The organism is Pseudonocardia sp. ICBG1293 (assembly GCF_020131355.1).
Taxonomy (GTDB): domain Bacteria; phylum Actinomycetota; class Actinomycetes; order Mycobacteriales; family Pseudonocardiaceae; genus Pseudonocardia.
Window position 1 is genome coordinate 17372 of the sequence record NZ_JAHLEL010000060.1, and the last position, 18524, is coordinate 35895.

At 67.4% G+C, this 18524-nt stretch carries 16 protein-coding genes and 1 pseudogene; 8 read left to right on the forward strand and 9 right to left on the reverse strand.

All coding sequences use genetic code 11. The features are described 5' to 3' along the window. Positions 1–68 precede the first annotated feature (68 nt). Entirely contained in the window at positions 69–254 is a 186-nt protein-coding gene (locus KPF47_RS34225; RefSeq protein ID WP_224392826.1) for a hypothetical protein, read from the reverse strand. Between the two features lie 41 nt (positions 255–295). Between KPF47_RS34225 and KPF47_RS34230 the strand changes: the two genes are divergently transcribed. Beyond that, positions 296–478, forward strand: a complete 183-nt coding sequence (locus tag KPF47_RS34230; protein WP_224392827.1) for a hypothetical protein — start codon at positions 296–298, stop codon at positions 476–478. A 258-nt stretch (positions 479–736) separates the two neighbouring features. Here KPF47_RS34230 and KPF47_RS34235 read toward each other — a convergent pair whose 3' ends face one another. Continuing rightward, positions 737–1570 carry an IS3 family transposase gene (locus KPF47_RS34235; protein WP_308015423.1) on the reverse strand — a complete coding sequence of 278 codons (834 nt, stop codon included), beginning with the start codon at positions 1568–1570 and terminating at the stop codon, positions 737–739. A gap of 47 nt (positions 1571–1617) precedes the next feature. Next, a complete protein-coding gene (locus KPF47_RS34240) occupies positions 1618–1911 on the reverse strand; it encodes a transposase (protein ID WP_224388526.1) in 294 nt (97 codons plus the stop codon). Positions 1912–2288: 377 nt separating this feature from the next. Between KPF47_RS34240 and KPF47_RS34245 the strand changes: the two genes are divergently transcribed. The 4 genes and pseudogenes from KPF47_RS34245 (at position 2289) to KPF47_RS41190 (ending at position 5206) form a co-directional block, all read left to right on the forward strand. Then, complete coding sequence (locus tag KPF47_RS34245; RefSeq protein ID WP_224386690.1) at positions 2289–3521, forward strand: IS110 family transposase; 1233 nt, start codon at positions 2289–2291, stop codon at positions 3519–3521. 494 nt (positions 3522–4015) lie between these two features. Then, positions 4016–4306: a transposase gene (locus KPF47_RS34250; RefSeq protein ID WP_178374588.1), complete on the forward strand. Its 291-nt coding sequence runs from the start codon at positions 4016–4018 to the stop codon at positions 4304–4306. Positions 4307–4308: 2 nt separating this feature from the next. Then, a pseudogene (locus tag KPF47_RS34255) lies at positions 4309–4983 on the forward strand (IS3 family transposase); the annotation flags it as partial. 64 nt (positions 4984–5047) lie between these two features. Further along, on the forward strand, positions 5048–5206 hold the full coding sequence (locus tag KPF47_RS41190; protein WP_224392823.1) for an IS3 family transposase: 159 nt from the start codon (positions 5048–5050) through the stop codon (positions 5204–5206). 887 nt (positions 5207–6093) lie between these two features. On the opposite strand, the gene KPF47_RS34265 is transcribed toward KPF47_RS41190, so the two are convergent. The 3 genes from KPF47_RS34265 to KPF47_RS34275 form a co-directional block, all read right to left on the reverse strand. Next, complete coding sequence (locus KPF47_RS34265) at positions 6094–7305, reverse strand: DUF3631 domain-containing protein (protein WP_224392793.1); 1212 nt, start codon at positions 7303–7305, stop codon at positions 6094–6096. Next, positions 7302–7574, reverse strand: a complete 273-nt coding sequence (locus KPF47_RS34270; protein ID WP_224392794.1) for a hypothetical protein — start codon at positions 7572–7574, stop codon at positions 7302–7304. The genes KPF47_RS34265 and KPF47_RS34270 overlap by 4 nt, the downstream gene beginning before the upstream one ends. A gap of 152 nt (positions 7575–7726) precedes the next feature. Next, entirely contained in the window at positions 7727–7999 is a 273-nt protein-coding gene (locus KPF47_RS34275; RefSeq protein WP_224392795.1) for a hypothetical protein, read from the reverse strand. Positions 8000–8594: 595 nt separating this feature from the next. Between KPF47_RS34275 and KPF47_RS34280 the strand changes: the two genes are divergently transcribed. Further along, the gene (locus KPF47_RS34280; RefSeq protein ID WP_224386186.1) at positions 8595–11597 is read left to right on the forward strand and encodes a Tn3 family transposase; all 3003 of its coding nucleotides are present in this window, start codon (positions 8595–8597) and stop codon (positions 11595–11597) included. A 309-nt stretch (positions 11598–11906) separates the two neighbouring features. After that, on the forward strand, positions 11907–12749 hold the full coding sequence (locus KPF47_RS34285) for an IS5 family transposase (RefSeq protein WP_224386276.1): 843 nt from the start codon (positions 11907–11909) through the stop codon (positions 12747–12749). A gap of 98 nt (positions 12750–12847) precedes the next feature. Here KPF47_RS34285 and KPF47_RS34290 read toward each other — a convergent pair whose 3' ends face one another. Genes KPF47_RS34290 through KPF47_RS34300 form a run of 3 tightly spaced genes read right to left on the reverse strand, consistent with a single transcriptional unit; the run spans position 12848 to position 15614 of the window. Continuing rightward, the gene (locus tag KPF47_RS34290) at positions 12848–14410 is read right to left on the reverse strand and encodes an ATP-binding protein (RefSeq protein ID WP_224392796.1); all 1563 of its coding nucleotides are present in this window, start codon (positions 14408–14410) and stop codon (positions 12848–12850) included. Further along, positions 14407–15306 (reverse strand): hypothetical protein, encoded by a 900-nt coding sequence (locus KPF47_RS34295; protein ID WP_224392797.1) that lies wholly within the window; start codon positions 15304–15306, stop codon positions 14407–14409. The genes KPF47_RS34290 and KPF47_RS34295 overlap by 4 nt, the downstream gene beginning before the upstream one ends. Further along, on the reverse strand, positions 15303–15614 hold the full coding sequence (locus tag KPF47_RS34300) for a hypothetical protein (protein ID WP_224392798.1): 312 nt from the start codon (positions 15612–15614) through the stop codon (positions 15303–15305). The genes KPF47_RS34295 and KPF47_RS34300 overlap by 4 nt, the downstream gene beginning before the upstream one ends. Positions 15615–17238: 1624 nt before the next feature. Here KPF47_RS34300 and KPF47_RS34305 point away from each other — a divergent pair. Then, on the forward strand, positions 17239–17811 hold the full coding sequence (locus KPF47_RS34305) for a hypothetical protein (protein ID WP_224392799.1): 573 nt from the start codon (positions 17239–17241) through the stop codon (positions 17809–17811). The last annotated feature ends 713 nt before the right edge of the window (positions 17812–18524 follow it).

Sequence of the window (18524 nt, forward strand, 5' to 3'; positions counted from 1 at the left end):
CCCGACACGCCAGACCTCAGCGTCTGGCGGGATGGGCACTGTGAGTGATGACATCGGACCTTGTGGGTTCAGCCAAGGATGAGACGGGGTCGGGTCGGCAGCTCTCGCCCGAGCAGGCGGCTGCGGCGGCGATGGTGGCCGACGGGCGGGCGCGCGGTCTGGAGTTGACCGGCCCGGACGGGTTGTTGAAACTGTTCACCAAGAACGTGCTCGAAACCGCGCTTGGTGAGGAGATGACCGAGCACCTCGGCCATGAGAAGAACCGGGTCGAAGTTGGCCGCGAGTCGACCGCTTCGTGCGCCTCGACGCCGGTGACGCCGAGGTCGACTGGGGCCTGGTCGAGCGGGCACGGCAGCTCGCCGGGCTCAAGGGGTATGTCACCAACCTGGCCGAGTCCACCATGGACGGCGCGGCGGTGGTCGCCGCCTATCAGGGGTGGGAACCGAATACGTCAGAAACGGGCTGCGACTTGATGTAGCCGCTGGTCCGGGTAGGGCCGTGTAGCGAGGTGCGGTCGCTGGTTATGGTGTGCGGGTCCGGTTGGTGATCTTGCTGGGATGTCGGGTTGGCGTCGATTGATCGCACGGCGTACCCGCGGTTCAAGCGTGCGGTGTCGGTGCGGGAGTTGGCCGAGGCGTTCACGCCCACGCCGGACGAGGTCTCGTGGGCACGGGGCAAGACGCAGTCGGAGTCGCATTGAGCTTGGCCCCGTAGTCCGGACACCGACGGTGTGGGGTCAGTGGGTGTGGTTGGGCGGGGTGTGGGCTGCTTCGAAGTCGTTCGGGGAGAGCATCCCAATACTGGAATGGCGCCGTAACGGATTGTACCAGCATTCTATCCATTCGAAGATGGCGGTGGCAAGCTCTGCGCGGGTTTTCCAGGTTCTGGAATCGAGCAGTTCGAGTTGCATGGTACCCCAGAATGATTCGACCAGAGAGTTATCGTAGCAATCTCCGATCGAGCCCATCGATGGGACGATTCCAGCGGCGACCAGACGTCGACCGAATGCCCATGATGTGAATTGGGTGCCGTGGTTGGAATGTAGGATCGTGGCGTGGTATTGCGGGCGTCGGCGGAGTATGGCCATGCCGAGGGCGTCGATGACGAGTTCGGTGCGCATGTTGTCGGCGATGGACCATCCGACTGCTTTCCGGGAGAATACATCGATGACTGCCGCGCAGTAGACTTTCCCTTCTCGGGTGGGGTGTTCGGTGATGTCGGTGCACCAGATCTCATCCGGTCCGTCGACGGTGAAGTCGCGGTCGACCAGGTCGGTGTAGGGGTCGGCGTGCTGGTCCCGGACGGTGCAGCCGTGGTTGCGTCGCCGGTAGAGGCCCTGGATCCCGGCCTGGCGCATCAGCCGAGCGACGCGTTTGTGGTTCACCGTGATACCGAGTCCGAGGGTGAGCTCGGCGTGCACACGTGGCCATCCGTAGGTGCCCCGGGACTCTGCGTGGATTTTCTCGATGTGTTTGAGGAGCAGTTCGTTCTCCTGCGTCCGTAGCGATGTCGCCCCGGAGTGCCATTCGTAGTAGCCCTGGCGGCGGACGCCAAGGACCCGGCAGGTCACCGCGACGTCGAATCCATCGTCGGCGAGTTCACGGACCAGCGGGAAAACTACTTTGGGAGGATGTTCTCCCGGGCGAAGTACGCGGCAGCACGCTTGAGGATCTCGTTCTCGATCTCGATCCGGCGGGCCTTCTTTCGGAGTTCGACGATCTCACTTTTCTCCGCGCTCGACAGACGTGTGGAGCGCGGGTCACCGTCGTCTGCGTCGGCCTGGGAGACCCAGTTCCGCAGACACGACTCCGACAACGACAGGTCCTTGGCGATTTCCGAGATCGGCTTGACCTTCGAACGGGCCAGGTCGATAGCGCGTTGCCGGAACTCCGGCGGGTGAGGAGCGGGCACGAACGACATCCTTCCCGGCGGACGGCGTCCGCCTCAGGACAGGTGTCCGGTACCAGGGGCCAAGCTCACTCCCACCGCGACACATCCAGACCCGCCCGGTCCAGACGCACCGCACCCACCGCACGCACATGCGCCACCACCGACGGCCGCGGCGCCCACCCCGTTACCTTCTTGATCAAGCCCGCTGAGGGCTTGCAGGCCGCCGGCCGCGGTATGACTGACTGCCCCTGTCGCCCGATGATCTGGGGGGTGTTGTCGCCGTGGCCGGAGGGCGCCAACGACCGCTGATAGAGACCTGACCCGTGTGGTCTGCTCGTAACGTGGCTGCCGGCGCGGGTGCTCGTGGTCGGCCTGCCGCGACGAGAAGGGAGCGGCGGTTGCCCGATCCTGACCAGCACCCGACCGGGTTCGCGGTGTTCTGCGGCCTGGACGTGGGCAAGTCCGAACACCACGCCTGCGCGGTCGACACCAACGGGAAGCGGGTGCACGACAAGGCCCTGCCCAACGACGAATCGGCGCTGCGCACCGTGCTGTCCGGGCTGGCCGAGCACGGCGCGGTGCTGATGGTCATCGACCAGCCCGCCTCGATCGGAGCGCTGGCCATCGCCGTCGCTCGTGATCTGGGGATCACGGTGGCCTACCTGCCCGGGCTGGCGATGCGCCGCATCGCCGACCTGCATCCCGGGCAGGCCAAGACCGACGCCCGCGACGCCCACGTGATCGCCGAGGCCGCCCGGACGATGCCGCACACCCTGCGCCGGGTCGGCACCGACGACGAGACCCTCGCCGAACTCACTGTGCTCGCCGGTTACGACGATGACCTGGCTGGGCAGAGCACCCGGCTGACGAACCGGCTGCGCGACGCCCTGCTGCATGTTCATCCCGCCCTGGAACGCCTGCTCGGGCCACGCCTGGACCGCGGTGGCGTGCTCGACCTGCTCGCGGCCGCGCCCACCCCGCAAGCCCTGCGAGAGCTCGGCGCTGACGGGATCGCCGAGACGATGCGGGCCCGGTCGCCTCGACTGGCCCGCACCCTTCCCGCCCAGATCCTGACCTCGCTCGACGCCCAGAGCCTGACCGTTCCCGGCACGGCCGCGTTCGCCCGTGTCATCACCGGCGTCGCCGGGCAGCTGCGCCAGGTCCACACCGAACGCGACCAGCTCGCCGACGAGCTCGAAGCCCGCCTGGAGGCCCACCCTCTTGGACCGGTCCTGACCTCGATGCCCGGACTCGGGGTCAGGACCGCCATCAAGATCCTCACCATCGTCGGCGACGGCTCCGGGTTCCCCACCGCCGGGCACCTCGCCGCTTACGCCGGCCTCGCCCCAGTCACCCGCCGCTCCGGCACCTCGATCAAAGGCGAAACCCGATCCCAGCGCGGCAACCACGCCCTGAAATCCGCGCTGTTCCTGTCCGCATTCGCCGCCCTGGCCGACCCCGCCAGCCGCGCCTACTACGACCGCAAACGAGCCGCCGGCAAACGACACAACGCCGCCCTGATCTGCCTCGCCCGACGCCGCACCGACGTCATCTACGCCATGCTCCGCGACCGCCGCCCCTACAACCCGCCCACGGTCAACAACCCCGATCCAGAACTCGCCGCCGCTTGACGAACCCATAGAGACACCCCCCGGATCCCAGCCCAGCGACTCCCGCGCCTGCGCCCGCCTCGGCCACACCCGCGTCGCACCGCCATCGATCCGCCCCGTCCGCACCCACCCCGCCCGCTTCCACCGCGACGCCAACCCCGACATCCGCCCCGGCGAAATCCCCAACGCCGCACCCAACACATCCAGCGGCAACCCGTACTGATGCGCCAACACCTCCAACGCCAACGCATCCCGCGCCGTCAACTGCACCCCACGCCGCCGCCCACTACCCACCACCACAATCCCCTCTCACCCATCCAGCAGAAAAACTACAACAACCCCAGTCGATACGGGTGGAAAGCAGATAGCCCATCTACGCCACAGATACACCCAGCACGATCCATTCACCTCCTCTAATCGCAGTCTGTTGACTTTGACCTCAGTCTTTCAAAAGCATTGAACTTCGCACTGCGGTTCCCCCATGATCGGGGAGGCATCAGCTATAAGGGGTGGCGATGCCAGAGGTACGGAAGCGATACGACCGGGAGTTCCGTGACGGTGCGGTCCGGATCGTCGAGGAGACCGGCAAGCCGATCGCCCAGATCGCCCGCGACCTGGGGGTCAACGAGGGCACACTGGGCAACTGGGTGGCCCGAGCGCGGGAGGCCCGCGAGGACACCGAAGGCCTCTCCCGGGGTGACATCGCCGAGCTCAAGCGGCTGCGGGCGGAGAACGCCGAGCTGCGGATGGAGCGTGATGTCCTCAAACGATCCGTGGTCCTGTGGGTCAAGGAGGCGACGAAGTGAGCGTGGCACGTTTCATCGCCGACCAGAGGACCTTCCACCGGGTGCCGCACACGCTGGCCTGCGCGCTGCTCGGCGTGTCGATCTCCTGGCTGTACAAGTGGCTGAGTCGCGCCACCAGTCCCGGTGGCGGCCTGACTGCGACTGAGGAGCGCCGACGCGCGCTCGACGCCGCCGTGAGGGCCGGGTTCGACGCCGCCGAGCGTCTGCACGGCTCGCCGCGGTTGCACGCGGACCTACGTGAGGCGGGGTGGAAGGTGTCGGAGAAGACCGTGGCGGACTCGATGCGCCGACAGAGCCTGGTCGCCCGCCGCATCCGGAGGCGCAACGGGCTGACCCGCCAGGACAAGGCGGCGCCGAAGTTCCCGGACCTGCTGAACCGCGACTTCACCGCCGCCGAGCCGAACCGCCGCTGGGTCGGGGACATGACCGAGATCCCCACCGCGGCCGGGAAGCTGTATCTGGCCACGGTGATCGACCTGTACTCGCGCAGGTTGCTCGGCGCGGCCACCGGGCTGCACCCCAACGCCGAGCTGGCGTGTGAGGCCATCCGGATGGCCGTCGCGGCCCGCGGCGGCGCGGACGGGATCGCAGGGGTGATCTTTCACACCGACCGCGGCTCGACCTACACCGCCGGCGCGTTCGCCACGTTGTGTCGCCGCCTGGACATCCGCCAGTCCATGGGTCGGGTCGTGTTTCGACAACGCCGCGGCGGAGGCGTTCTTCTCCAGCCTGGAGTGGGAAGTGCTGTCCCGCAACGACTTCGACACCACTGCGAAGGCTCGGGCGGTGGTTATCGACTGGTGCTACGGCTTCTACAACCACCGGCGACGACACAGCGCCGCCGCCGGGCTCGCACCGATCGTCTACGAGAACGCCGCCCTCACTCGAGACGCGGCATAGGGAACCCTCCACGATCTCGGGGGAACCACACACTGATGATCTTGAGGTCGCTACCGCCAGCCCGAAAACCGCCGAACAGCATGTCACACTACACATAGCCCCGAGAGCTAGGCCTCTACTACCCTCGATATCAACCCGAACAAGATCTAGGGCTCTCTCGGAGAAACTCGGCTCTACTTGACTCTGATCGTGGTCACAGGAGGCTGCAGGACGGGCACAGCACGTAGCGGCGAGCCGCAGCGGAGTCGGTAGTCACGCCAGTCATCGACGACGTCGAAACCAAAGGATGAGACGCGTATAACGACACCCGAAATAAACCCCCCACTCATCCGGGATCATATCCCGCGCGTTGTCGCCTACACCGCAACCAGGCTCGCCCGCCAGCAAAAATAACTGAAGGTCAGAAAAATGGGATTCAGGTGGAAGATCGCCAACCCCGCACTACAGTGTCATGCCTGACGCGCACACCGTCTACCTGCACACTAAAATCGAGAAATAAACGTCCTGGAAGCCGCCGCGGATTAACGCCAGGAAACCGTCGCGAAGAAAGTTCAGACACACCCGGCGTGGGCTCGCTACGCCGAAGCCCGGCAGTGGGCCTACCGGGAGGTCCACCACCGCTTCCCAGCAGGCGGGCGATCCGCCGGAGGAACTCCGGGACTGCACTTCACTACTACCGCAGCACTGTCACGCACGGTGAGATTTCGGGGGATGTCCCGAAACGGCCCCCAATCCGAGCAATCCGAGCAGGTTCTGTCGTTCCCGCAGGTCAGAGCCGGATTTTCTCCTGCTCGGATTGAGGGGTCTGCTCGGATCAATCCGAGCAGACCCCTCAAGGACTGCTGCTCTCAAGCAAGCCGAAGATCACCCCACGGCACTCTGACCAGCTATGACATCGGCGGAGAGCTACCTTGGGACCTGTCGTCACTGTTGGTGACGAGATCGGGTGTGTAGCGTCGCCAGGCGTCGGCGAATGCCGCGCGGTGGTAGCCCCTGATCCGCCCCAGCCCGGGGAACTGGGTCTGGACGGATTGGATGTCGTACTCGCCGAGCAAGGCGCCGAGTCGTCGAGCGGTGAGTCCTTCGCTGCGTGGTCCGTAGTCGGCCCACGGCGCTTCCGGATCGGCGCGGAGCAGCTGGAGGAGCCGCATCGTGGGCAGCGCGGTCTCGGTGCCGAACGCTTGGTGGCAGTCGGCGAGCAGGCGGATGCGTTCGGAGCGGTCGTCCCCGGTGTCCTCGCTCTGGAGGTCGAGGATCGCGATGCGGGCGCGGTCGGGCCAGTCTCCTCCGGCGTGGTCGGCGACCGCGATCAACGGTTCCCAGGTGTCGGCGGCGCGGTCTTCGACCGGCATCGAAGGTTCGGCCGCTTCGAGTGCGGTGAGGTCGTTGCGGAGCCATGCGTTCAGGCGCTCAGCGAGGCGCTGAAGGCGCGGCCGGTCGCGTCGGAGCCGATACGGCGCCACGTGTTCTCCGGGGGCTCTGCGGCGCATCTGGACCACGACGGCGCGGTCTTCGATGGTGTCGGGCATCCGTCCGATCCCGGCCAGCGCGGCCATCGCGAACGTCGAGATCGACTGAACCTTGTTCTTGTTGAGGTCGTAGCGCTTCGCGGGCCGGTTGCGTTGGTGTCCGGCGTTCAACAGGCCGCGCAGGTCTTCGTGGCCGGTGGCGGCGGGTCCGAAGATCGTGTCGGCCTCATCGACCAGCATCGTGGGCGGGTCAGCGGTGATCGACCGGTAGACCGCCGCGGGGGTGGCGTTGACGGTGATGAACGGGTCATGACACGCGCCCTCGACGACATCCAGGAGCCTCGATTTCCCGCAGCGCTTCTCCGGTGCCCGCACCACCAGGCGCGGGGCGTGCGCCCACGCAGGCTGGGCATGCGTGGCGGCGATCCAGAGTGTCACCGCGACCACGGCCGCATCCGACGGCAGGAACACGTAGCGGCGCAGCGCGGCCTCCAGGTCGTCGAGGATCACCGCCCCGTCCGGGCCGGGAACAGCGCTGCCGGTCGGGCTCTGCGGCGGGGTCGGGGTCTTGGTGCCCATTTCGGCACCTAGACCCTGACCTGCAGGTTCGTGGCGGTCGGGGGTGCTCACGTGCTCCTCCTAGTGATCGTTGCGGCGGGTGCGGGTGGGTGGTGTCGCCAGACGCGTCCGGTCACGCCGGGCTCGACCGGGTGCTCGGTCCAGGTCTCGGTCGGGGTGTAGGTGCGGAGTTCGGCTGCGGGATGGCCGTCCGGGTAGCGGGCGGCGGCGTGCTGCATGGCGGCCAGCTGGTCGGCCCAGTACCAGCGCCCGCGCCACGGCCCGTCGACCAGCACGGCGAGTTCACGTCCGTCGTCGGCCCGGACCGCCAGCCGCGACAACCGGTGCCCGGGTGAAGGGCGGTGCTGCCGCGTCGCTTCCGGTCCTCGCCCGCCCGGGGGGCGGGCTGCGGTCCGGGTCGACTTGCCCCCGACCGTCGGGGTGACCCCGGTGTCGGGTGTCAGTGCTGACCAGCCGAAATGCTGTTGGGTGGTCATGCCACGGCCCGGTCGTGGATCCATTCGTCGATGTCGCCGTTCGGCGGGTAGCGGCGCCGCAGCAACTCGGCGAGGGACGGCCGCCGGGCCAGTCCCGCTTCTGCGTAGGCGACGGAGATGTCCTTGCTGGCGTCGCGGAGGGCGGTCCAGTGCGCGTGCCGCAGGTCGGCGACCTCCACCCCGACCCTCGCAGCAACCAGCAGCGGCGCCGACGGCTGCGCCCGCCCGAGCACCGCCGCAAGGACGACCGGGTCGACGAACCCGATCACCTCCAAGGCCTCGGCCCGGTCGCTATCGGTGAAGCGCGGGGCCGGGTGTGGCAGCCCGCGGGAGACGCGCCGGTCACGTGGTGTGGGTGGTTCCGGTCGTTCAAGGGCGGGCATGACTCCTCCAACCATCGGTAACTGTGAGTAACTGACTGTGGGTGTGCGAAGGCGGCGGGGTGAGGCGCCGCGGGGCGGGCCTGTCCCGTGTTTGTGCTGGATTACGGGTGTTGCGGGGGGTTGCTTCACCCCGCCTCACCCCTCACCCCGAGACCGATTACCGCTGGTGATTAGGGGTGAGGGTCAGGGTGAGGGTGGGGTGAGGGTCGGGGTGGACGTCCACCCCGACTGGCGCTACCTCACCCCGCGCCTCACCCCATGTGACCTACTCCGGGTTGTGACTGTCGGTGACAGGGTCGGTGGAGTTCTCGTCGTCTTCCGGGCTGTCGTCGGTGTCGAGGAGTCGGTCGGCCTGGACCTGGAGGAGGTCGGTGAGGGGTCGCCGTAGTATCCGGGAATAATCGGGCGGATATGGCTGGGTAGGCTCCTGACCAGGGGGTTTCTGGGGTTCTGGTCGGGAGGTTGTCGGGTGGTCGCTCCGGTGTTCACAGACGTCGAGCTGGAGAGGCTGCGGCGGTTCCCGGAGATCGGCCGGGAGGAGTTGTTCCGGTTCTTCACGCTGGCCCCGGCGGACGTTGCGTTTGTTGATCCCGGTCGGGGCCGGGGCGCGGCGGATCGGCTGGGTCTGGCGGTCGCGGTGTGCTCGTTGTCGTGGTTGGGGTTCGTGCCGGATGAGGTGGCGTCGGCGCCGCAGGCGGCGGTGGTGCGCCTGGCTGAGCAGTTGCGCGTGGATCCGGCCGTGATCGGTTCGTATGGGCGCCGGGCGAAGACCCGCACCGAGCATCTTCGGCTGGCGGCGCAGTATCTGGGGTGGCGGCCGCCGACGACGCTGGAGATCAAGGAGCTCGACGAGTTCCTGCTGGCGCGGGCGATGGAGCATGATTCGCCGACGCTGCTGTTCCGGCTGGCGTGCGAGTTCCTGATCTCGGCGCGGGTGATCCGGCCGGGACCGGTGACGGTGGTCAAGCGGGTCGCCCACGCCCGCGAGGTGGCCCGGCAGGAGACGTTCGACCGGTTGGCGCACGAGTTCACCGACGCCCGCCGCGTCGGGCTGGACGGGCTGCTGGTGGTGGATTCGGAGATCGGGATGACCCGGCTGCGGTGGCTGGGGAAGGGGCCGGTGGAGGCCTCGCCCGCGGCGGTGAAGGCCGAGATCGCGAAGCTGGAGTTCCTGCGCGGAATGGACGCCCACGCGTTGGACCTGTCGGTGCTGCCGGCCGAACGCCGCCGGTTCCTGGCCACGGTCGGTCGCCGCCTCACCGCCCAAGCGCTGGAACGGCGGGAGCCGGAACGCCGGTACCCGATCTTGCTGACGTTGCTGGCCCAGTCGGCGACCGAGGTGCTCGACGAGGTGGTGGCGCTGTTCGACCAGGCGCTCTCGGCGCGGGAGAGCAAGGCCGCGCACAGGATGCGGGACTATCTGGCCGAACGCGCCAAGTCCGGGGAGGACCGCCAGGAGCTTTTGGACGCGATCTTGGCCATCGTGGCCGACCCGGCGGTGCCGGACGGCGATGTCGGCGGTCTGATCCGGGGCGAGCGGGTCGGCTGGGACCGGCTGCGTTCGGCGCAGTCGAGCGCGTTGCCGCCGCTGCCGCGCGATCACGGGCACCTCGCCGCGCTGGACGGCTCGTACGGGTACCTGCGCCAGTTCACCCCGAACGTCCTCGACGCCGTGACCTTCGCCGGCGGCACCGCCGCGGCCGAGCTGCTGGAGGCGGTGGCGATCCTGCGGGAGCTCAACGCCACCGGCGCCCGCAAGGTCCCCGACGACGCGCCGAGCGGGTTCGTCCCGGCCCGCTTCCGCGGCTACCTGGACACCGCCGCGGCGAACCGCAGCGCGACGGCGTATCGGCATTACTGGGAGCTGTGCGTGCTGCTGGCCCTGCGGGACGGGCTGCGCACCGGGGACGTGTTCGTGCCGGGCAGCCGCCGTTACTCCGACCCGGCCGCCTACCTGCTCACCGAGGACAAGTGGGCGGATCAGCGGGCGGAGTTCTGCCGACTGGTCGGCAAACCCTCCGACGCCGCCACCGGCCTGGCCGAGGCCGAAGACGAGCTGCACACCGCGCTGGGCAAGCTGGAAACGACGCTCGCCCACGGCGACGGCCCGGTCCGCCTGGACGACGACGGCGATCTGGTGATCTCCCCGCTGACCGCGGAGGACATCCCGGCCGAGGCGAGAGCGTTGAAGGCGGAGCTGACCGAGATGCTGCCGTTCGCGCCGATCGTGTCGCTGCTGATCGAGATGGACAAGCGCACCGGGTTCCTGGACTGCTTCACCCACGCCGGCGGCAAGCAGGCCCGCACGCGCGAGCTGAAGCGGAACCTGATCGCGGTGTTGCTCGCCCAGTCCACCAACCTCGGGCTCACACGGATGGCGGACGCGTGCGGGATCTCCTACGACATCCTGGCCTGGACCGCCGAGTGGTACGTACGGGAGGAAACGCTGCGGGCGGCGAACCTGGCGCTGATCGGCTACCACCAGCGCCTGCCGCTGACCCCGGTGTTCGGCACCGGCACGCTGTCCTCTTCGGACGGTCAGCGGTTCCCGACGCGAGGTAAGTCGGTCACCGCCAGGGCTCTGAGCAGGTATTTTGCGCACGAGGGCCTGTCGACCTACACGCACGTGACCGATCAGCATACCACCTACGGCACGAAGATCATCGTCGCCACGAAACGCGAGGCGCACTACGTCCTGGACGAGATCCTCGGCAACGCGACCGACATCCCGATCACCGAGCACGCCACCGACACGCACGGCGTCACCCTGGTCAACTTCGGGCTGTTCGACCTGCTCGGGTTGCAGCTCTCACCGCGGATCCGGGACCTGGGCAAGATCACTCTCTACCGGACGGGTGCGAAGGCGGCGGCCGAGACGGCGTTCCCCCTGACGGGGCCGCTGTTGGCTCGCAAGCTCAACACCGACCTGATCGCCGAGCACTGGGACGACCTGCTGCGCCTGGCCGGGTCGCTGAAGTTCGGGCACGCCACCGCATCGCTACTGGTCGGGAAACTCTCGGCGTCCGGGCGGCAGAACGCGCTCGCCGCGGCGCTCAAGGAGTACGGCGCGCTGCGCAGAACCGTCTACACCGCCCGGTACCTGTCCGATCCGGCCTACCGGCGCAAGATCTCCCGGCAGCTGAACAAGGGCGAGTCGCTGCACGCGCTCAAGCGGGACCTGCTCTACGCCCACGAGGGCATGATCCGCGCCCGACACCTGGAGGGACAGACCGAGCAGGCGTGGTGCCTCACCCTCGTCACCAACGCCGTGGTCACCTGGACGACCGAGTACTACGGCCTGGCCGTCGAGCAGATGCGCGCCGCCGGTCGCCGCATCGACGACGAGGTCCTGGCCCACATCTCCCCGGCCCACTCGGAGAACATCAACTTCTTCGGCGCCATCGAGGTCGACATCGACGGCGAACTCGCCCAACTCAGCCCGACCGGCTACCGACCACTACGTGTCCGCGACACCCTGTTCTGATCAGGTTCGCCGTCCTCACGACGCGACGCCCCCGTCATCGGGCAAGTTTCACTCACTGGCCAGCCACCACAGCACCCATCGTCGCTGCTCAGACCCACTGTCGTCTCTGGCAGCGCACTCCGTGGCCACTGCTGTCGAGACGAGTCCATGGTCGCTTCCGCCTCGATAGATTGAGACACGCGATAATCGCGGCTTAGAGGTCGCGCGGATTGGTCACAGCTTGGCCGCGGTCGAGTGTCTGGGGGCGAGGGCGGGTACGGGCCTGCCGATCATGAAGTTATCTACGCTTCGTGATCGTCTGGAGGCCGCGTGCCCACCCTGCCATCATGGCTGACCGAGCCGTTGTGGGACCAGTTCACCGCGCTGCTGCCTCATCGAGACGAGTTCGATCCCACCCATCCGCTGGGCTGCCATCGCCGCCGGATCGCGGATCGGATCGTGTTCGACAAGCTCCTGCAGGTACTGCGGTTCGGCTGCTCGTATGAGGGCATCGCTGACAGCACCTGCTCGGCGACCACCATCCGCGATCGTCGTGACGAGTGGATCAGGCTCGGGGTCTTCGCCCAGCTGCGTCGGATCGTCCTGGACGCCTACGACCGCATCGTCGGTCTGCTGCTGCACGACATCGCCGTCGATGGCGCCATCACCAAGGCCCCCGGCGGCGGCGAGGTCGCCGGTCCGTCGCCGGTGGACCGGCGCAAACAGGGTATGAAACGTTCGGTGCTCGTCGAGGGATACGGCATCCCGCTGGGCCGAGTCCTGGCCGGAGCCAACCGGCACGACTCCCCGCTACTGGGCCCCACCCTCGACCGCCTCGATGCTCTCGGCCCGCTGCCCGACGACATCACCGTGCACCTCGACGCCGGCTATGACTCCGGCAAGACCCGCGACACGCTGGCCGAACGAGGCCTGCACGGCGAGATCGCGCACAAGGGTGAGAAAGCGCCGATCCAGGCCACCCGCCGCTGGCACGTCGAGCGGACCAACGCTTGGCACAACAGCTTCAACCGGCTGCAGCGCTGCTACGAACGACGAGAAATCGTCGTCGACGCGTTCTTCGACCTCGCCGACACGATCGTCACACTCCGTAGCTTGATTCGGCAGGCCTGGACCACACACCGCTGGAACGCCCGACCTGCACGACGTCCATGATCACCAACCAATCCGCGCGACCTCTTATCTGACCTATCCCCACGAACCACGAGGTCACAGCCCTGCATCCTCCATATCCGCCCGAAAAATTCCGGATACTACGGCGCCCCCTCATCGACGACGACGAACAGCGGGTGGAACCCGGACCCGGGCGCTCGGGCCAGATCGCGGGTGACGCCGTCGGGAAACGCGTTGCGGTCGAGGCTGGTGAGGCGGCGTTGCATCTCGGCCACAGCCGCTTCGAGCAGGACGGTCGCGGCGATGACGTGCTCATCCGCCGGGCCCTCGACCAGCTCGGTGGCCAGGCCGGTGAACATGTGCCAGTCCCCGATGCCTTTGAGATCGGCGATCCAGAACTCTGCGCTGGGGTCGAAGGCCGCCCAGAGCGCGAGGGCGCGCAGCGCGGCGGTCTTACCCTGGTTGGACAACCCGGTGATCAACAGGTGGAACTGCTTGAGCGAGATCGAACACCGGTCCCCGCGCAGGTCCTGACCCCACGGGGCCCGGCCGGTGTAGACGTCGGAGCGTGGCCGGTCGGGGTCGGTGACCAGCGGGGACGGCCCGATCGGCTGGTCGAGTGCACCCGGGTCGGCGATCCAGACCCGCACCGTGCGCGGCGCGGGAATGGAGAGGAACACCTCGTGCTCATGGCGATCCAGGTTCTCCGCGAGCGCACGCCGCCGGGACTGGATATCCGAGGTCACGACGCCGGAGGGGAGCCGGACGTCGACCTCGACACCGCACCCAGCGATCCGGATCGGGGACAGCATCGCCCCGCCCGCGTCCTCGCAGCGTTTGATCGCCCTGGTCAACGCGGTGATACCGAGGTCGCGCAGCGCGATGACCGTCTTCGACGGTGTCACTGCCTCGTCGACCGGGCGCTGCCCGACGGGTGCGACCCAGGCTGGGGCGTCGGTGCGGGCCTTCCCGAGCGCCCACAGGCCCACGACGGCGCCGGTCAGGGCGAGGGTGGTGAGCAGGGAGGCATAGATGGTCACGAAGGTGACGGTCCAGGCGATCGTGTCGATCACGGCGACGATCGGGGCGATGACCTGGGAGATGTCCTGGGAGGCGATGGCGAGGATGGTCCCGAGCCCGAGCAGCAGGCCGAGGGCGCCGAGGACAGCGGTCCCGGCGTCGCGCAGCCACGCGAGTGGCGCGGTGATCCAGTCCATGACCCGGCCGTGGCGCCGCTGCTTCTCGGCGGTGTCGCGGGCCTCCCACTCCAACAGGCGGTCGTGGTCGCAGGCGGCCTCAGCGGCGCGCATCTGACGCTCGTAGCGGGTGGTGCCGTGGGTGTCCCGCCAGCGCTGAACGAGCACCCCAGCCCCGGAGAACACGTAGAAGGCGTTCCTGACCAGCGCTTTCGACGTCGACACTGTTGTCGTCGAGGTGGCGACAGTGACGGCATGCCGTCGTACCGTCACAACGTCATGACGGTAGAAGTCCCGCCGCGACACCAGCTCAGTCCCGGCCGCCGGGGCTTCTACCGGCGGGCCGCAGGCCACGATCTCGCCCTCGACCACCACCGGCTGGTCGGTGTTGTCGGTGCGGTGGTGTAGAGAGATGACCGGCGCCAGCTCGTCCCCTGATGACGCGTGGTGGGCTGGGCTGGCGCCGCCACACTCTTCCCGGCCGTTGTGGTCGTCGTGGCGGCTCATCGCAGACCACCGCCGTCCCGCTGCGCGTCGCGGTAGGTGTCGCGGAGGTGGCGGGCCCGAGCGGCGGAGCAGCGCAGGGCGCGGCGGATCGACTCGGCCGAGCCCGGGTCGACCCGGCCGTCGTCGATGGCGGCGTGGAGCAGGCCGCGAAGATCATCCAGGGTGCGCCCGGTCAAGGCGTTTTCATGATCGTGGTCGGGGTCGACTCCCCGGTTCGACGATGATCGAGGTGGCCTCGACTCCCCCGCCGACTCCTCGGCGGAGGCCCGGTCTGTCTTCGGGTGGTAGGTGTGTGAGCGGGATGTTCCGGCGAGAGTGAGCTGGTGGGCGGCGACCCCAGAGATGGACACGCCGGCCATCACGACACCGGCGGTGAGGCTCTGTTCGAGGCCGTGGAGCAGGTTCATCCCGGCGGCGACCAGGGAGAAGAGCACGACCCCGGCTTGCAGGCCGAGGACGGGACGCTCGGGAGTCTGGCGGCGGGCGGCGAGGACGGCGAGGGCGAAGGCCCACATGCCGAATTCGGTGATCCCGGACAGGAGCACGCCGAGTGGGCCGTAGAGGTGGGTGCCGTAGGCGGCCATCGCTGGTGCGGCGAGGGCGAAGGACAGGACCGCGATCGGGTAGATCAGCAGTTCGACGATGTGGGTGGATGCCCAGGTCAGCGCCCTATTCCGTGCGGCTGCACGGGCTTGCCGCTGCTCGGCCCGTCGCCGTTCAGCGCTCTCGCGGTCGGCTCGTGCCCGCTCTTGGCGGGCGTTCTGCTCGTCGATCCGCCGCCGGACGGCAGCGTCAGCGTCTTCGCGAGCAAGACGAGCTTCCAGAGCGCGGGTCTCGCGGCGATCCGCCGCCCGCGACGACACCCACGAGTGCGGAGAAGAGGCCGTGGTGGTCATGCCCCGGCCCTCCCGTCCACCTGCTGACCAGCCGAAACCGACTCAGAAGGCAGCTCAGCGGCCGGTGAGGCGACGCCTGCGGCAGGCGCCTGAGCCTCGGCGGTCGACGCCTGCGCGGAGCGGCGGGCGTGCCACAGGCGCACCTCGACCGCGATCCACCACCCGGCGGCGAGCACGGTCGGCGCGGCGAACCACCAGGTCACGACCACCGTTGCGGCGGTCAAGACGGTGACGGCGCTGACCTCGATCGCCCGGTCAGCGATCGCGGAGCCGATCGTCCGGGCCGTGGCGCGTAGCGGGGCGTTCATGCCGCCTCACCACCCCGACCAGCCGCCTGACCAGCACACACCCGCCGGACGGGGAGCGTGAGCAGCCGAGACGAGCCCGAAGCGCCGTCCGGGGTGCCCGGCGCCGCGTCGGCGCCCTCTGGAGGCCCACTGGGCCCGTCGGACTCGTCCGGGCTGGCGAGGAGGTCGCCGTAGAGGCGGTCGATGACCCGCTCGGTCAAACCATCCGGACACCACCCGAACCCACGAATCCCCAGGTCAGAGCCGGGATCAGAGCTACTCGCGTGTGGAGCGGAGGAAGAAACCCCGTGCCGGGGTGGAGACGTGCAGACGCCAAGGGCAGCATGGCCCATAGCCGACCACCTAACTTGATAGGTCGTTCGGTTAGGTCACCGCCCCGGACGGGTATCCGGGTCGGCGACCGCAGCCCGCCGGGCGGCGAGGTCGCCTATCCAGGAGGCCACGCCCCCGGCGGGCCTGTCAACCTCGCACCTCGAACCGGTCCGCGGCGGTCTTCCCTGGGCCTCCTCGCCTCGGATTCAGTCACGGAACGTGACGAACCTCTTGCGACCACTACTTGCGAATCATCAGCGCTGGTCAAGGCCAATAAAGGGCGATCTTCGGCTCGCGTGAGTGGGCAGTTCAGGGTAGGGGTGAGGCGGGTTGACCCGCCTCACCCCTACAACCCGCCTCACCCAAAATCGGGTCCTGACCTGCTGAAACACTGACGGTGAGGCGGGTGAGGCGGGTTGTGACGGGTTGGGGGTCGTTTCGGGACATCCCCCGAAATATTACTCTGCGTGACAGCGTTGGTGGTGCTCCATGGCGGGGACGCGCCTGCTGCTGCGGCGCGGTTTTTTCGCGGCGCCAGGAATCGCCTTCGTCGTGGCTACGGACGGCCCGGCGGACGTTTTTCTAGCGTGCTTTTCTTTGGGGTAGTGGATTGTCGTTAAGGGCGGCTGATCGGCCCGGGTTGAGCCTCGCTATGGGCTTCCGTCTGGGTAGGGTCGTCTGGTCTCTTTCGTGGCGTTGTAGGCGGTTCTTGCAGGGGCGGTGTCGATGAATTTGTGGAGCGCTTTTCGGTGTTGCGTCCCAGTGTCTCGCGGCGGTGCTTGGAGGCGAGGAGGGTCCTGGATTGGCTTACTAGTGGCTCGGGTTTCCCTGGATTTGCATAGATCGTCCCCGGGAGTTCGATCGGGGATTCTCGGGCTGTCGATGCGGCGACGAGGGGCGCCGGGGTGGCGGCGGCGCGGGGTACTGGGGCCCGAGAGCGGCTTTGAAGTGGCTGGAAGCGCCTGTGAAGCGGCGTTGATGTGGTGCTGGGGTGTTGCTCGGCCGGGATGGGGTGTGACCTGCGGGTTGGGTGGGTTGGGTGGTGCTGGGCCCGCCGAACAGCTCAACCGCCCTGCTTCGCTGACGGCCGGTCGAGGTGTCCGGCGGGCCCAGCACCACCCAACGTGGGGCACGGAGTGCCCCAGGAGTGGGAGTACGAAGTTCAATGCCTTTTCAAGCAAGGTGAAGAGGCTTGAGGCGTGGGTGGTGATTTGCGTGGTGTGTGTCTGTTTGTGACGTACTGAGTGTGTTCGTGTAGTTGCGTCTGGTGATGTTCTTGACCAACGGGGAGGGGCGTGTTCGCATGCGAGTCATGAGAACAAAGAAGTTCGTGACCCGTGTTGTCGGGACTGTGGTGGTCGTGGCTGTTGGGATGGGGTCGGCTACGGGGATTGCTGCCGCTGGAGCCCCGTCGATGACGACTGTCTCGACTACGGGTATGGCGTCGGCGGAAGGATTGAAGTTAGTGGCGGCTTCAGCCGGGGAAGACGTGGCCGCAGTTGAGAATGCACTCAGAGTGCTTGAATCTATTCCTGAGGACGTTCTGCTCCAGGGAGATCAGGCTACTGTTGCCTGGCTGGAGAGTAACTATAATGCGTCGCCTGAAGCGGCGCCCTATGCCTTCAATCTCGCACAGTGCTCGTACGGGATTCTTATTGCAATTGGCTCTAATGCGGTAGCGGCCGCGAAGATTATTAAGATCAAGCGGATCGTGGATAAGTTTGGCGGTGTCGGTAAGGTCATCGATAAGCTGCAGGCGAAGAAAAAGCAGGGGAAGAAGTTCAAGACTGCTCTAGTGGAAGTTTTCGAAGAGGGCGGAATTGGCGGGGGCGCGCTTGCCGCTGAAATCCTCGGAGTCGACAAGGTCATCCAGAATTGCTGGTAGACCCAACGCTCATTCGTAGGCGGAAGTTCTGACTCGGAGCGGCGAATCGCTGATCGATGGGAATCTATGAATCTCTCCGCAATCTACACTGTACTGGAATGGGTCATCATTGCGTCGGCCTTCCTTGTACTAGCTTGGGACGCGGTAAGAGTGTCGCGATTGCTTCGCTCGGGGGCGGGCCTTGACGGTGTAGTGGATGCGTCATGGTGGGCAGATGACAGCTTCTTTGCTGGTTTCGGAGCTGCTATGCTGGGGTGGCTTCCGGGTGCTTGGCTGTTTGCTGGCGGGCGGGTCGATGGGGCAGAGGCAATAGTGCACTGTGGGCCTTTAGCGATATGTTCTGCCGCGGCGCTTTTTCATCTACCTAAGAAATTCGAAACGGGCTGTGTTCGGTTGATGTGCATGGCAGTGACGGCGGCCGCTGGAGTGATCTTGGGTGCGGGTCGGTAGCGACCGGCCCGCCTGTCGTGGGCAAGTCGATCCGGACCGGAGCCCGCCCCCGGGGCGGGTGAGGACCGGAAGCGGCGCGGCAGCCCGTCTTTTCGGCTCAGCGCAGCGACCCGCCATGCGGGACCGGCTCTTTGCGACACCCACTTAGAGGTCATTTCAGAACGAGGTCGACGTGTCTGTTGTAGACGACAAGCGGCTATCTGACCTGCCGTTTGATCTGTCGTCGAGGGGTCAATGGAAACTCGACAAGTCGTTCTGAAACG

Bases quoted from the DNA above. Each gene is read 5' to 3' on its own strand.
- KPF47_RS34300 (WP_224392798.1), bottom strand. From the start codon at position 15,614: ATGAACGCCCCGCTACGCGCCACGGCCCGGACGATCGGCTCCGCGATC.
- KPF47_RS34225 (WP_224392826.1), bottom strand. From the start codon at position 254: ATGGCCGAGGTGCTCGGTCATCTCCTCACCAAGCGCGGTTTCGAGCAC.
- KPF47_RS34305 (WP_224392799.1), top strand. From the start codon at position 17,239: ATGAGAACAAAGAAGTTCGTGACCCGTGTTGTCGGGACTGTGGTGGTC.
- KPF47_RS34290 (WP_224392796.1), bottom strand. From the start codon at position 14,410: ATGAGCCGCCACGACGACCACAACGGCCGGGAAGAGTGTGGCGGCGCC.
- KPF47_RS34295 (WP_224392797.1), bottom strand. From the start codon at position 15,306: ATGACCACCACGGCCTCTTCTCCGCACTCGTGGGTGTCGTCGCGGGCG.
- KPF47_RS34250 (WP_178374588.1), top strand. From the start codon at position 4,016: ATGCCAGAGGTACGGAAGCGATACGACCGGGAGTTCCGTGACGGTGCG.